We start from the raw sequence: 13,930 nt of genomic DNA on the forward strand, positions 1-13,930 counted from the left end.
GCTCAGGCCCGACCAAAACGCCGGTCGAGTTCATCCCAGGTGAGTCGCACAATGGTGGATCGCCCGTGCACGTCATGCGCCGGCAGGCGCGTTTCCGCCAGCGCGATGTACAGCGCGCGCATTTCGCCGGGCGACAGCGCATCGCCGGCCTTGATGGCCGCCTTGCAGGCCACGGTAGCGGCCAGACGCTCGTGACGCGCATGTGCGCTGGCATGGCGATCACCCACCAACGAGGCCAGGGTGTCGCGCAGACAGCGCTCGGCATCAAAACGCGGATGCGGCATGGGCACGGACTGCACGAGCACCGTGTGGCCGCCGAAGGGATCGGCCTCGAAACCAAGCCGCGCGAACAGGTCACGATTGGCTTCAAAGGCCTCGAGCTCACGTGGCGCCAGATGCAGCGTGAGCGGAAACAACAGACGCTGCGACGGCGCCTCACCGCGTTCGAACACGCCGAGGAACTCCTCGTACAGGACGCGCTCGTGCGCCGAATGCTGATCGATGAGCACCACCCCTTCCTCATGTTCGAACATGAGGTACATGCGGCGCAACTGCATGAGCGGCGGCACGCTGATGGGCGCGGCATCTGCGTGGGCATGCGGCGTGCCCACGTCCGCCGACTGACGTGGCAAATCCTCCCACGGCGCCGGCGCGGGCGCGGGCATGCCGTTGTGCGTGGCCGGCCCGGCATGCTGCGCGTCAGCCAGCGGGGCATCCGGCAACGGGACACTGTCGAGACCGGGGCCGACAGGCAGCGTGTCACGCGGCGCAAAGAGCCCGTCGAGCGTAGCCGTGATGCGCAGCGACGAGGGCGGCAGTTCCGTGCCTGGTGGCGCGCTGAAGCGTCCGAGACCACCCGGCATGCCAGAGGACATACCAGCCTGCAGCGATGGCGGCGGCGCCCAGGTGCGCCAACCGCCCACATCGGCGGCCGCGTCGAAGAGCCCGAGGGCGCGGCGCACGGCCGCTTCCACTGCGCGCTCTATGGGCCAGCGATCGCGAAAGCGCACCTCGGCCTTGGCGGGATGCACGTTGACATCCACATCAGCGCCGGGCACATGCAACTGCAGCACCAACGAGGGGCGCACCCCACCGGGCAAGGTGGACTTGTAGGCCGCTTCCGCTGCGCGCACGAGCCCCGGATCGCGAATGAGGCGGCCGTTCACGATGAGCAGAATGCGTCGGCTGGCGGTGCCCACGTCGGCTGGACGTTCGGCGAGTCCACTCACCTGCACCGGCCCCCGCACGTCATTCACGTCAACAAAACGTTCGAGCTCGCGTGCGCCCCAGAGGGCGGCGAGTCGTTCACGCAGCGAGCCGACCGCCGGCAGGTCGAGTACACGCTTGCCATCGTGCGTGACCACAAAGTGCACATCGCGGCGCAGCGTGGCGATGCCGTGCATGGTATCGAGCACGGCACGCCATTCGGAGCGTGCGCCGCGCAGGAATTTCTGACGCGCCGGTGTGTTGTAGAAGAGGCGCTGCACCGTGACCGTGGTGCCCTGCCGACGGGCCGATTCGCCGGCCTCTACCACCGATCCACCCATGACACGCAGCCTGGAGCCCGCGCCGTCGGCTGGTGCCGTCTCAATGGTGAGATCGGAGACCGACGCAATGGCGGGCAGCGCCTCGCCGCGAAAGCCGAAACTGCGCACGCCCACCAGCTGCTCGGCCGATACAATTTTGCTGGTCGCGTGGCGCGAGAGTGCAAGGCGCGCATCATCGGCATCCATGCCACTGCCATCGTCGGCAATGCGAATGAGCGTGCGCCCGCCCTCTTCGATGGTCACGTCGATCGTGGTGGCGCCGGCATCCATGGCGTTCTCCACGAGTTCCTTGACCACCGACGCGGGACGCTCGACCACCTCACCGGCGGCGATCTGGTCGGCAACGCTGCTGGGCAGGATGGCGATGCGCGGCATGCCCAAAGTTAGTCGAAGCGCACAACGCGGGCCTGCGGCAGCCAGCCTGTGCGGCCATCGGCGTGACGCACCTGCACCCACTCACCGCGGCGCATCTCCATGCGCACGACATCGCCCGTGCCGACACCGCCGGCCGGCGTGGCGTTGGCCAGCGGCGCCGAACGCAGCATGTCGGGACGCTGCACCACCGCGAGGCCATCCGCACGCAACGCGTCGGCCTGCACATGGGCGTAGCTCATGCCGGCCGCGGCGACGATCAGAATGGCGAATGCGGGCGCGCGTGACGGCAGATGCGGCGGCCGCTGTGCGCCCGTGCCTTTGGGTACAGTGCGTCGACGCCGCAGCACCACAAAAAGCCAGATCCACCCGACCATCCACAGCCCGGTTGCGACCAGTACCAGCAGATTCACCGGCACCATGGGCACGTCGGCCAGGCCACTGTGCGCGGTAGTCGGCAGCAAGAGCAGACGTTCCTGCACATCGGCGGCCATGGGGTCAATGCGCGCGGCTCGCTGCCAGGCCAGTACGGCCGACACGGTATCACCGGCAGCCCACGCTGCCGTGCCCCAGTTGACCAACAGGTCGGTATCACGTGGCCTTGCTGCACTTGCGCGTGCCCATTGTTCGGCAGCTCGCGAAAACCGCCGTCCTTCGTAGGCGGCCCGTGCCTCACGCTCGAGCAGCGTGAGATCGGCGGTAGACAGTGCGGGAGCACTGGCCGAGGCCTGAGGCGCGGGTGCAGGCGATGTTGGCGACAGCACCGGCACGGGCTGCGCGCCGCTCAGCCAAAGTCCGACGCCAATAACGGCGCGACCGCGGCCGCTCATACCGCGGCCCGTGTGACCGCGGGACTTCCCTACGTTCTGCGCATGCGCGGCGCCACGATGCCGCCAACGCATCCACCGTCTGCCCTGCCCTGCAGCCACCGCCTCCGCGTCGATGCGAGCGGCGAGGGCCTGGGCACCAGCGTCTGACAGATCACTGTGCGCCGTGGATGCGGTGGACGATCCCGATTCATGATCCATTCCGCCATATCCCACGAGCGCGGCCCGATCCAACCACGTCAGCAAGTCCTGTGTCGTGGCGCGGGTGACCCCATGGCGGCGCAGTGCACGTTCGAACACCCGTCGCTCTGCAAGTTGGGTCTCCTCGAGTTGCAGACGCCCCTGCACGTTGCGCAGCAGCTCACGGCGCACACGTCGCGCGGTAGCGGCGGGACTCAGCGGCTCGGGCTCCGGTGTGCGCTCGGCCATGGTTACGATTGGCGCTGCGCTGGCCTGTGCGCCACGTCGCGCCATGAGCAGCAGCACCAGCACGAGCAGTGGTGCACCGAGCCACGCCGTGCCAATGACCAGCTTCCAGGTCGGCTGTCCCAGTACATCCCACGCGGGCGCTGCGTTGCGCCAGTCGCGCAGCGCCAGCTGCGGATTGTCGTCACCGCCGTCTTCACTCCCCGGTGCGTTATCACCCGCCGCAATGCTGATGTCCGCCGCCGGACTCTCCGCCCACGCATACTCGGCGCGATAGGGATCGAAGTAGGCATAGCGCAGCACGGGCAGCAACACCGGACCGGAACGCACAGGCGTGACGAGATAGTCAAACTCCTTCACGCCGCGCACGCGGGCGCCGGTGGAATCCACCCGCACGCGCTCACTGCCCGGCACCACGCTGGCCCAGGACAGTTCAACTTGTGGACGCGGCAGAAGTTTGACGTTGCCCACGCCGTCCACACGCAGGGTAAGCACAAAGGGGTCGCCGACACGCGCCTCGCTGGCATCCACGCGTGTGCTCAGCGTGAGTACACCCACGGCACCAGTGAAATCGGCGGGTCGCCCCACGTCGGGCAGCGGACGTACCACCACCGACGCACTTTCGGCGCGCACGACGTACGATTCTTCACGACTGAAGTAGCTCGACGACTGCGGCAAGCTGTACGTGAGCTGCGGCGAGGGAATGCGCAGCGGGCCTGGGGCCACCGGAAAGAGGGCGCGCTGAAACACGTGGGCCTCGAACACGGCGCCGGCATAATTTTGCGGCGCGACACGGCGCGGCGTGCCGAGCTCATAGGCCAGCAGGCCGCGCAGTTCAGGCGGCAGAAACTCCGGATTGCGCCGCAACCGACTGCGCGCCTGTTCGCTGAGCAGCACGGCCACCTGATAGGTGATCTGCTGTCCGACGTAGACAGTGTCGGGATACGCGGCCGCGTGGAAGTCGATGGGCCGCGTGGGATTCACGCGTACATCGCCCAGCACGGCGGTGGGTGAGGGCTGCGCCCAAGCCACCTTGGCCACGGCGGTCAGCAACAGCGCATTTACTGCGAGCCGCTTCATCAGGCCCATCATGTCCCTCACCAGTCCTTCCCACCCGGCGGCGTGCGCCCCTGACGCTGCTTGCGACCCTGCACGTCACGCTCTTCACGCGCGGCGCTGTTGAGCAGGGCTTCGGCCTGACGCTGATCGAGTCCGGCGTCGTCCTGCGGATCGGTGGGTGACTGATTGCCACTGCCCCCGCCCCCTCCACCGCCGCCGCTCTGCGGCGGGTTCTTGCGCAGGGAGAGTTCGTAGTTCCACTTGGCGTCGGCGTGGCCCGGTGTGTCGGTCAGGGCATCCCGATAGGCAGAGCGGGCGGCGGCGAGATAGCGCTCGGCTTCATTGCCGGGGGCCGCGCGACCGAGCAGCAGGGAGGCCAGGCCGGCGTTGAAGCGGGCACGGAACTGGGGCTCGCCGCTGGTCTGGAGGCGCACGGCTTCGAGGCGCTCACTGGCTTCGTTGAGCGAGTCGCGGGCGATGAGGGCGGTGCCGAGGTTGTAGGCGGTGCGCTGGGTGGTGTCGCCTTCGGTGATGAGGGTGCGATAGGCGGCGATGGCTTCGTCGATGCGGCCTTCAGCGAAGATGGTGGCCGGGTCGGGGGGGCGGGTGCAGGAGAGGAACAGGGGGGCGAGGAGAACAGCTAGCTGGGAGGTTCGGAGGATTGGAGGATTGGAGACGGCGGTCTTGGTTTTGGTCGGGGTCGGGGTCTTGGTCGGGGTCGGGGTCGAGGTCGGGGTGCGGCGCGCGCGAGGAATGAGGCGCCAGGTGTCCCAGAGCAGGAGCAGCAAGGCGGGCGTGAGGACCCAGAGAAAGCGCGGGACGTGGTCTTCGCGTGAGCTCACTTCGCGGCGGGCGGTGCGCAGGGTGCGCAGCGCGCCGCGAATGCGCGAGGCTTTGTCGGAGGCTTCGGCGGGCACAAAGGTTCCATTCGACGCGCGAGCCACCTGCTCGAGCAGCGTGGGCGAATAGCGCGTGACCACCACGTTGCCTTCGTCATCCGTCTTCTGGCGCACCACCGAGCCGTCGCGTAGGGGAATCGTGCTGCCTTGTTCAGTGCCGAATCCCACCGTTACCACGCTGACGCCCTTGCTGCCGGCTTCCTGCGCGACGCGCTCCACCTCGCCGACGTCGTCAAAGGCTTCGCCGTCGCTCATGAGGACCAGCGCACGATCGGCGCTGCCATCGCTGGCCAGCAGGACTTCGGTACCCTGGGCGATGGCGCGTGAAAGCGACGAACCTCCCTGCCCCACGACGCTGGGATCGAGATTGTCGAGAAAGAGCTCGAGTGCGCCGTCGTCATTGGTGAGCGGCGTGAGGATGTAGCTGCGACCGGCAAAGGCAATCAGCGCGATGCGATCGGCCTGCGACATGGCCCGCAGACGGCGCACTTCCTGCTTCATGCGCTCGAGACGCGACGGGCGCTCGTCCTGCGCCATCATGGACAACGAGGCGTCGAGTACGAGGGCCATGTCGATGCCGCGCGAACTCACCGGCCCACGCGCGAGGCCCCAGCGTGGGCCCGACAGCGCCACGCCAATGAGCAGCGCAGCCAGGACCAATCGCCACGTGCGTCGCCGCTCCGGCATGGGGTCCACGCTGACCAGTCGCAGCAATGCCGAGGACTCGGCAAATCGCGCCAATCGCGCAGCGTGACGGCGTGACTGCAGCCGACGTGCCCACCACACCGCCAGGGGCAGCACGATGGCCAGGATCAGCAGCCAGGGTTCGTCGAAACGCAGCGGCGGCAGGTTGTTCATGGCAAGGCACTCATGGCAGGATTCCGCGCCGCGCGCGCAGCCAGAGTTCGGCCAGCAACACGAGGGTGCCAAAGAGCAGCGGCCAGCGATACTGCTCGGTGTAGCGAATGTAGGCCTTGGCTTCTACCGACGATCGCTCGAGGCGGTCGATCTGTTCGTAGATGGTTTGCAGTGCGGCGGCATCACGTGCGCGGAAGTACTTGCCACCTGTCGAATTGGCGATTTCGGTGAGCAGTGGCTCGTCGATCTTTACGGGCCGGTTTTCGTAGCGCAGTCCAAACAGTCCACGTCCCACGGGTACGGCCGCCATGCCTTCGGTGCCCACACCAATGGTGTAGATGCGAATGCCAAACGCTCCCGCCGCCTGCGCTGCGGTGCGTGGATCGATGGAGCCGCGATTGTTTTCGCCGTCCGTCAGCAGCACCATCACGCGCGAACGTCCTGGCGAATTGCGCAGCCGGTTGGCCGCCGTGGCAATGGCGGTGCCAATGGCCGTGCCGTCTTCGAGTTGACCGATCTGCAGGTTGTCGATGGCCGCGAGCACCACCGGGTAGTCGGTGGTAAGCGGCACCTGCGTCAGCGCCTCACCGGAGAACGCCACGAGACCCACGCGGTCGCTGGTGCGGCCCATGACAAATCGTTTGACCTTGTCCTTGGCCACCTCCATGCGGTTCTGCGGCTGAAAGTCCTCCGCCAGCATGGAGCTGCTGATGTCCACGGTCATGACGATATCAATACCGTCACTGTTCACCCGCTCGGCACGCGCGCCCGAGCGCGGCTGCGCGACGGCAAGCACCACACCCGTGAGGGCGAGTGCACGCAGCCACGGAATCCAGCGCGCACCACGCAGCACGGGACGCGGCCCGCGCGCGAGCACGCCGGCACGCGAGAAGGGAATGGTGGCCTGACCTGATTCACGGCGCCGCAGGGTCCACAACCACAGCCAGAGCAGCGGCAGCAGGAGCAGGGCCTCGGGATGCGCGAGGTTGATGCCCGCGACAGTCACGAAGCCGCTGCGTGCGGCCCACCAGTCGGCGAACGGCAACGCCGCGAACCACTCCAAGAGCGCGCCCATCAGTGCTGACCCATCAGTGTTCACCCATCAGGGCACACCTGCCGGCGGACCGCGGCGATCGCTGCGTGTTGTCACCGACGCACGTCGAGCGGCCTCCTCGGCGGCCCGACGTTCGGCATCGGCGGCGCGGGCCGCGGCATCGGCCGCTGCACGCGCGGCTTCACGGGTGGCACGCTCGCTGGCCTCGATGTGCTCCACAATCGCGCGCGCTTCACCGGCCAGACGCCGAGCGCGCTCGGCACTCACGGGATGCGCCGCGAACTTGATGATGTCGACGTCGGCCAGCAGCGAGTACAGACGGTCGTGTGGCACATGCGGATTGGGCGCCACGGCTTCCAGTACTTCACCACTGGTGAGTGCCAGATGCGCCGCCGGTACTCGCGCCTCGAGATACCAGCGCAGCACATCAACTGCGAGGGCGGTCCAGCGTCCGGTTTCACCGGCGTCGGCCAGACTCAGGCGATCCAGCCGATCGAATTCGTGCAGGGCCCGCGCGTACGGATCCAGCAGCGGCGCGGCGGGTGCCGCCACCTTGCGGCGCTTGTGGCGTCGCCAGAGCCAGGCCAGCAGCGCCAGTGCTGCCAGAACCAGCAGGGCCGGCCACCAGCGCTCCCACCATGGCACCTCGCGCAGGTAGAGATCGCGCGCGGGCTTGGGCACATGCAGGGTGCTGTCGCCGGGCAACACGCTGCGTACGAACACGCGCGCATCGCTGAGTGGCACACGCAGACTGCTGCTGCCCACACGCACCGTGACATCGGACAAGCCAATGGGCACCCGCCCCACATCCCACGCGGAGAGCGTGTACTCGGCACGCTCGCGGCGTGTGCCGAGTTTGGTGCCTTCGTCCACAATGCGCAGCGGCGCGCGCATGTTGACCACGGCGGTGCTGTCCTTGATTTGCGGCCATTCCACGGTGGCACCGGCCGGAACGGCCACGGTGACCACGAACACGAAGGGGTCACCCACCTCCACCGTGTCAGGCCGCAGCAACGTACCGGCCTGTATGCGCGGCGGCTGCACACGCAACGCGGTGTTCATGGCCGCCCCTCGCCGTTCCAACCATAGCGCGAGGCGGCATCACCCAGCGTGCCGCGCGGGCCGGTGCGCACTGCGCCGTGCGGACGGCGCGAGCGCGCACGGAAGAAGGCCAGCAGCGCATCCACGTACCCGTGCTCGGTGTGCACGATGATCTCGTCGAGGCCCAGGCGGCCAAACAGACGACGGCGCGCCTCTTCGGCATCGGCCACCCGTTTGGCAAAGGCCGCGCGTACGAGTGGATGCGAGGTATCGACTTCGACAATCTCACCCGACTCGGGATCTTCAAGGCGCGCCGGTCCGATGTCGGGCAGATGCCGCTCCGCCGGATCTTCAAGCGTGATGGCAATGACGTCGTGTCGCTGCGCGAGACGCGCGAGCGGCTTCTCGGCGTCTTCCGTGAGGAAGTCCGACGCGAGAAACACCACCGAGCGATGCGGCAAGAGACGCATGAGCCGATCAACCGCCGCCGCCATGGACGTGCCACGTCCCTCGGGCTCTACGGACAGGAGATCGCGAATGAGTCGCAACGCGTGCTTGCGCCCCTTGCGCGCAGGCAGCGCGTGCTCCACCTGATCGGTGAAGAGCATGAGGCCCACCCGATCGTTGTTGCGCACGGCGGCCAGTGACAGCACACCGGCCAGTTCCACCGCGAGATCGTGCTTGAAGCGTGCACGAGTACCGAAGCGCGCTGAGCCCGAAAGGTCGATGGCGAGCATGACCGTGAGCTCGCGCTCCTCGACGTAGCGCTTGACGAAGGGCTTGCCCATGCGCGCCGACACGTTCCAGTCAATCGAGCGCACTTCATCGCCAGGCTGATACTCGCGCACCTCGGCGAACTCCATGCCCTGCCCCTTGAACAGCGAGCGATACTCTCCGGCAAAGCGCGAGTCCACCAGGCGACGCGTGCGCACTTCAATGCGTCGAACCTGGCGCAGCACCTCGGCCGAAGCGATCGCCGTCAGGCTCACGGCGCCTCGACGACCGCCAGCAGGCGCGAGACGATGGTGTCGCTGGTCACGCCCTCGGCGTCGGCTTCGAACGACGTGAGCACACGATGCCGGAGCACGTCGGGGGCGATGCTCTTGACGTCATCGGGGGTGACAAACGCGCGACCACGCAGAAACGCGTGCGCACGCGCCGCCTGGCCGAGCGCGATGGTGGCGCGTGGCGAGGCACCGAACTCAATGAGCGGACGCAGGTCGGCGGCGCCCATTTCCTCGGGATGACGCGTGGCGTGCACCAGTTCGACGATATAGTCGACGATGCGCTCGTCCATGTACAGCTCACTGATGCGATGCCGTGCGTCGAGAATGGCGTCGGGTGAGGCCACCGGGGCAATGGACACACGATCACCGCCGGCCATGCGACGCAGTATTTCCTTTTCTTCGGCGCGGGTGGGGTAGCCCACGCGCAGCTTCATCATGAAGCGGTCCACCTGGGCTTCAGGCAGCGGATAGGTGCCTTCCTGCTCGATGGGGTTCTGCGTGGCCAGCACGAGGAAGGGCTCGGCCAAACGGTAGGTGGTGCCACCGATGGTGACCTGCTTTTCCTGCATGGCCTCGAGCAGCGCCGCCTGCACCTTGGCCGGCGCGCGATTGATTTCGTCGGCGAGGATGATGTTGGCGAAGATGGGGCCGTGCTTGACGCGGAACTCGCCCGTGGGCTGATCGAAGATCTGGGTGCCCACCACATCGGCAGGCAGCAGGTCGGGCGTGAACTGAATGCGCTGGAAGGTGGTGCGCACCGTCTCCGCGAGTGTGCGCACGGTGAGGGTCTTGGCGAGACCGGGCACACCTTCGAGCAGCACGTGGCCACCGGTGAGCAGGCAGATGAGCAGCCGCTCCACCATGTATTCCTGTCCAACAATGCGGCGCGCCACTTCACGCAGCACGCCCTGTACCAGGGCCGCGTCCTGCGAGGCGGCAACACTTTGGGTGACGTGTGAGGTCACGTGTGCTGTACTCCCAGCCGATGTGTCAGCTATACGAACAGAGGTGAATTCCGCGATACATCCCGATATGGACGTCGGCCCGAACTGCCGCACGACCTTGCGAGTGATCGCAGGACCGTTTGCAGCATACCCGACAGACCGGCTCGTTGCTCCAACACTGCCCAACCCCACCGTGCTCGCCAATGGTCACCCGTTCGCGGTGGCCTTTGGCGTTTCGCCCGGGCGTCACCCGGACGCGATCACGGCTTCCAGTATGTCCTGCTCGGCCGGCGTGAGGGCCCGGGCGGCACCGGAGGGGAGGTTGCCGAGCTTGACGGGGCCGAAGCGCGTACGCACGAGACGCTCGACTTCGAGACCGAGGGCGTCACAGAGACGGCGCACTTCGTGGGTGCGGCCTTCGGCAATGGTGAGTTCGAAGGCCCAGCGGCGATTGCCGAGGGGAGCCGCCGTCACGTCACGCGGATAGACCATGCCGTCTTCCAGTTCCACGCCGCGCCGCGCTTCGCGGGCCGCGGTCACGGCGTCGCCGCGCACGGTGGCCACATAGGTACGCTCCACTTCACGGCTCGGATGGGTGAGCGCGTGTGCGGCCGTGCCATCGGTGGTCAGCAGGATGACGCCTTCGGTCATGAAGTCGAGCCGCCCCACGTACACGAGACCGGGCGCGTCCTCCACGAGATCGAACACCGTGCGCCGTCCCTCCGGATCCTTGCGCGTGGTCATGACGGCCGCCGGCTTGTGCAACACAATCCAGCGATGCGCCGACACGGCCGTCTTGACCGGCTGTCCGTCGAGCGTGATCTGATCGCGCTTCGGGTCGACCACCTGCCCGACGGTGGCCACACTGCCGTTGACCTGCACGCGGCCCTCCGCGACGGCCTTGTCGGCCTCGCGGCGACTCACCACTCCGGCGCGCGCGAGTGCACGTTGCACACGCATGGGTCCTTCGTTGCGCGCCGCCATGGTGCCGCCGCTGCGCGAGTACTCCTGTCCGGCGGCTGCACGCTTGGGGCGGGGCCTGGCCGACGGTTTGGACGAAGACTTGGCCGCGGACTTGGCGCCTGGCCTGTCTGCTGTTTTTTTCGCGGCATCGCGCGGGCCGGCCTTGGAAGCTCCCGGCTTGCCGGCGCCAGACTTCCCGGCGCCCGATCTACCGGCTCCCGGCTTGCCGGACCCCGGCCTACCGGATCCCGGCTTACCAGACCCGGGCTTGCCGGAGCCCGGCCGGCCGTCACCTCCGGAGCGACGCGCGGGCGTCACTCCGGTACGACCGTGGCGTTTCCAGCGCCGCGCAGCGCGATGGCCAGTTCGTCAGCGCGCGGCAGTTCCTCGAGATGGCGCAGCGCAAACTGCTCGAGGAATTGCGAGGTGGTGCCATAGAGCAGCGGACGGCCGATGCCTTCACTGCGGCCCACAATGTCGATGAGCCCACGCTCATGCAGCGACTTGAGCACCGAGCCCACGGCCACACCACGAATTTCTTCGATTTCCGCGCGGCCGATGGGCTGACGATAGGCGACGATGGCCAGCGTTTCGAGCGCGGCCGCCGAGAGCTTCTGCGGACGCACCGCGACCTGCGCGCGCTCGATGGCCTCGGCGAATTCGGCGCGCGTGAGGATCTGCCAGCCTCCACCCTGCTCCACCAGTTCGACGGCGTGCCCGTCCACATCGTAGTGCTCGCGCAGCTCGTCGAGTGCAGCGCTCACCGCCGCGGGGCTCGACTCGGGGTCGAGCGCCGCGAGCGTGTCGAAGGGAATGGGGCGCGGGGCAGCGAAGAGCGCTGCTTCAAGCAGCTTCGCTAATGGCGTCACGACGGATCTCCACAGAGGCAAAGGCGCGGGACTGCGCAATGCGCAGCTCACCGAGCTTCGCCATTTCGAGCAGGGCCAGCAGCACGGACAGGATCTGCCAGGGTTCGGCGTCGCGGGCGACGAGGTCCGACCAGCGGCAGGCGCGGCGCATGGCCAGCACGGCACGCACCGTGCCCATGGCCCCGGCCACGTCGAGCGCCCGCGGCACGACTTCGTGCAGCGTGGGCTCCTTGGTGACGCGCAGCACCCGATCCACCGCCGCGAGCAGCTCGCCGAGTGAGAGCGAGAGCGGCGCATTGAGCGGCGTGAGGTCAGCGGCCACCGGCACGAAGCGGCGCGCGAACTGATGCCGGCGCTCTTCACCGCGGCGCTCGAGCAGGTCCACCACTTCGCGCATCTGCTGGTACTCGAGCAGACGGCGCACGAGTTCAGCGCGCGGATCTTCCCACGCGTCCTCGCCATCGGCGCGCGGCAGCAGCATCTGCGCCTTGATGCGCAAGAGACGCGCCGCCATCTCGAGATAGTCCGCGGCTTCATCGAGCCCGAGTGAGCTGATGCGCGCGAGGAACTGCTCGGCGATGCGGGCGATGGGAATGTCGTAGATGTCCACCTGCTCGTCGCGGATGAGCGACAGCAGCAGGTCGAGCGGGCCCGTGAACTGGCTCAGCTCGATGACAAACGACGGGGTGTTGGCCTCGACGGAACGGAAGTTCGGTGCAGTCACGCGATCACACGCCGAAGGGGTTGGGCAACAGGAACGGAATGTAGAACTGCTGGGCGAGGCGTCCGAGGATGAACGCCGGGGCCATCCAGAGGTTCACGATGGGCCGTCCGAAGGACAGCAGAGCGAACAGCAGCAACAGTCCGATACCACCCAGGCGCTGATACTGCAGCGACCATTGCGGTGGCAGGAGGTACTTGAAGACGTGGGACCCGTCGAGTGGCGGAATCGGGATGAGATTGAACGCCACCAGCACGAGATTGATGATGATACCCTGCGCGAACATGAGCTGCAGGATGCCGAGCGGCCGCACGAGGCCCGGGACCTGCTGCCCGATGAGGCCCACGAGCACGACCAGCGGCACGAGGGCGAAGGCGATGACCAGGTTGGTGGCCACGCCGGCCAGGGAGACAATGATGTCCCCCCGCTTGTACTGCCGATAGTTGCGTGGGTTCACCGGCACCGGCTTGGCGCCGCCGAAGATGGGCCCGCCCATCCAGGCCAGCAGGGCTGGCAGGAGGAGGGTCATGAAGGGGTCGATGTGCTTGACCGGATTCCAGGTGAGCCGTCCCAGCTGGTAGGCTGTGAGGTCGCCCTGCCGATAGGCCGCATAGCCGTGCGCGTACTCGTGGGCGACCATCGAGAACAGCAGCACGGGGAATACGAGGGCGAGTTGCTGGACGAGGGTCACCGCGAGGCCGAGCTGATAGGAGAGCGAGCGGGCAGGCGCGAGGGAACGCGAACCGGGACGCGAATGCAAGCAAATCGAGAGGGGAAGTCTAGCGATCGGACCGGGGCATGTCAAAAGTATTCCACATGTGAGGTTATCCACATTTTGCCGGAGCCGTTGGCGGAGGTGGCTCCCGACACCACAGGTCCGGTAAGTGCTGCAGCAGTGGTGGCTTGACCGGCGCGGCCGGATGTTCTACGTTTCCCAGTCTGTTCCGCCGTGGCCGGATTCCATCCGTGTGCCGGGTGGGTTCCACGTCACTGATCAACGGGTTCTGAGGAGTTTTACGTGCCGAATATCCAGTCCTCCAAGAAGGACTTGCGCAAGTCGCGTGCGGCTGCCGTGCGCAACCGCGCTCAGCGTTCGGCGCTGCGTACTGCCGTGAAGAAGGCGAAGGCGGCGGGTGCGGCGAGCGACGATCGTCTCACGGCCGTGTCGCTGCTCGATCGTGCGGCGCGCAAGGGCCTCATTCACAAGAATGCGGCGGCTCGTCAGAAGAGCAAGCTGGCCAAGGCTGCCAACGCCGCCTCGGCAGCGTAAGCCAGTCGGTTAGCAACGCACGAGGGGCCGGACTCATCGCGAGTCCGGCCCCTTTGTCGTTTGCGATCTTGGA

At 67.4% G+C, this 13,930-nt stretch carries 12 protein-coding genes; 1 reads left to right on the top strand and 11 read right to left on the bottom strand.

What is annotated here, in order from left to right:
• Positions 1–2: 2 nt before the first annotated feature.
• The 11 genes from mutL to B2747_RS09735 all read right to left on the bottom strand — a co-directional run bounded on the left by mutL (position 3) and on the right by B2747_RS09735 (position 13,347).
• A complete protein-coding gene (mutL, locus tag B2747_RS09685; protein WP_291159760.1) occupies positions 3–1,922 on the bottom strand; it encodes a DNA mismatch repair endonuclease MutL in 1,920 nt (639 codons plus the stop codon).
• Positions 1,923–1,930: 8 nt separating this feature from the next.
• A complete protein-coding gene (locus B2747_RS09690; protein WP_291159763.1) occupies positions 1,931–4,252 on the bottom strand; it encodes a hypothetical protein in 2,322 nt (773 codons plus the stop codon).
• 17 nt (positions 4,253–4,269) lie between these two features.
• On the bottom strand, positions 4,270–5,988 hold the full coding sequence (locus B2747_RS09695; RefSeq protein ID WP_291159766.1) for a VWA domain-containing protein: 1,719 nt from the start codon (positions 5,986–5,988) through the stop codon (positions 4,270–4,272).
• Between the two features lie 10 nt (positions 5,989–5,998).
• Positions 5,999–7,063, bottom strand: a complete 1,065-nt coding sequence (locus B2747_RS09700; RefSeq protein WP_291159769.1) for a VWA domain-containing protein — start codon at positions 7,061–7,063, stop codon at positions 5,999–6,001.
• Positions 7,064–7,090: 27 nt separating this feature from the next.
• A complete protein-coding gene (locus B2747_RS09705) occupies positions 7,091–8,104 on the bottom strand; it encodes a hypothetical protein (protein ID WP_291159772.1) in 1,014 nt (337 codons plus the stop codon).
• The gene (locus tag B2747_RS09710) at positions 8,101–9,072 is read right to left on the bottom strand and encodes a DUF58 domain-containing protein (protein ID WP_291159774.1); all 972 of its coding nucleotides are present in this window, start codon (positions 9,070–9,072) and stop codon (positions 8,101–8,103) included. Before B2747_RS09710 ends, B2747_RS09705 begins: the two co-directional genes overlap by 4 nt.
• On the bottom strand, positions 9,069–10,055 hold the full coding sequence (locus B2747_RS09715; protein ID WP_291159776.1) for an AAA family ATPase: 987 nt from the start codon (positions 10,053–10,055) through the stop codon (positions 9,069–9,071). Before B2747_RS09715 ends, B2747_RS09710 begins: the two co-directional genes overlap by 4 nt.
• A 225-nt stretch (positions 10,056–10,280) precedes the next feature.
• Positions 10,281–11,018: a pseudouridine synthase gene (locus tag B2747_RS09720; RefSeq protein WP_291159778.1), complete on the bottom strand. Its 738-nt coding sequence runs from the start codon at positions 11,016–11,018 to the stop codon at positions 10,281–10,283.
• A 293-nt stretch (positions 11,019–11,311) separates the two neighbouring features.
• On the bottom strand, positions 11,312–11,866 hold the full coding sequence (scpB, locus tag B2747_RS09725; protein ID WP_291159779.1) for an SMC-Scp complex subunit ScpB: 555 nt from the start codon (positions 11,864–11,866) through the stop codon (positions 11,312–11,314).
• The gene (locus B2747_RS09730) at positions 11,841–12,590 is read right to left on the bottom strand and encodes a segregation and condensation protein A (RefSeq protein ID WP_291159782.1); all 750 of its coding nucleotides are present in this window, start codon (positions 12,588–12,590) and stop codon (positions 11,841–11,843) included. The genes scpB and B2747_RS09730 overlap by 26 nt, the downstream gene beginning before the upstream one ends.
• Before the next feature lie 4 nt (positions 12,591–12,594).
• On the bottom strand, positions 12,595–13,347 hold the full coding sequence (locus B2747_RS09735) for a site-2 protease family protein (RefSeq protein WP_291159784.1): 753 nt from the start codon (positions 13,345–13,347) through the stop codon (positions 12,595–12,597).
• A 258-nt stretch (positions 13,348–13,605) separates the two neighbouring features.
• Here B2747_RS09735 and rpsT point away from each other — a divergent pair, with 258 nt between their 5' ends.
• The gene (gene rpsT, locus B2747_RS09740) at positions 13,606–13,857 is read left to right on the top strand and encodes a 30S ribosomal protein S20 (RefSeq protein ID WP_291159786.1); all 252 of its coding nucleotides are present in this window, start codon (positions 13,606–13,608) and stop codon (positions 13,855–13,857) included.
• Positions 13,858–13,930 lie beyond the last annotated feature (73 nt).

The organism is Gemmatimonas sp. UBA7669, assembly GCF_002483225.1.
Lineage (GTDB): Bacteria > Gemmatimonadota > Gemmatimonadetes > Gemmatimonadales > Gemmatimonadaceae > Gemmatimonas.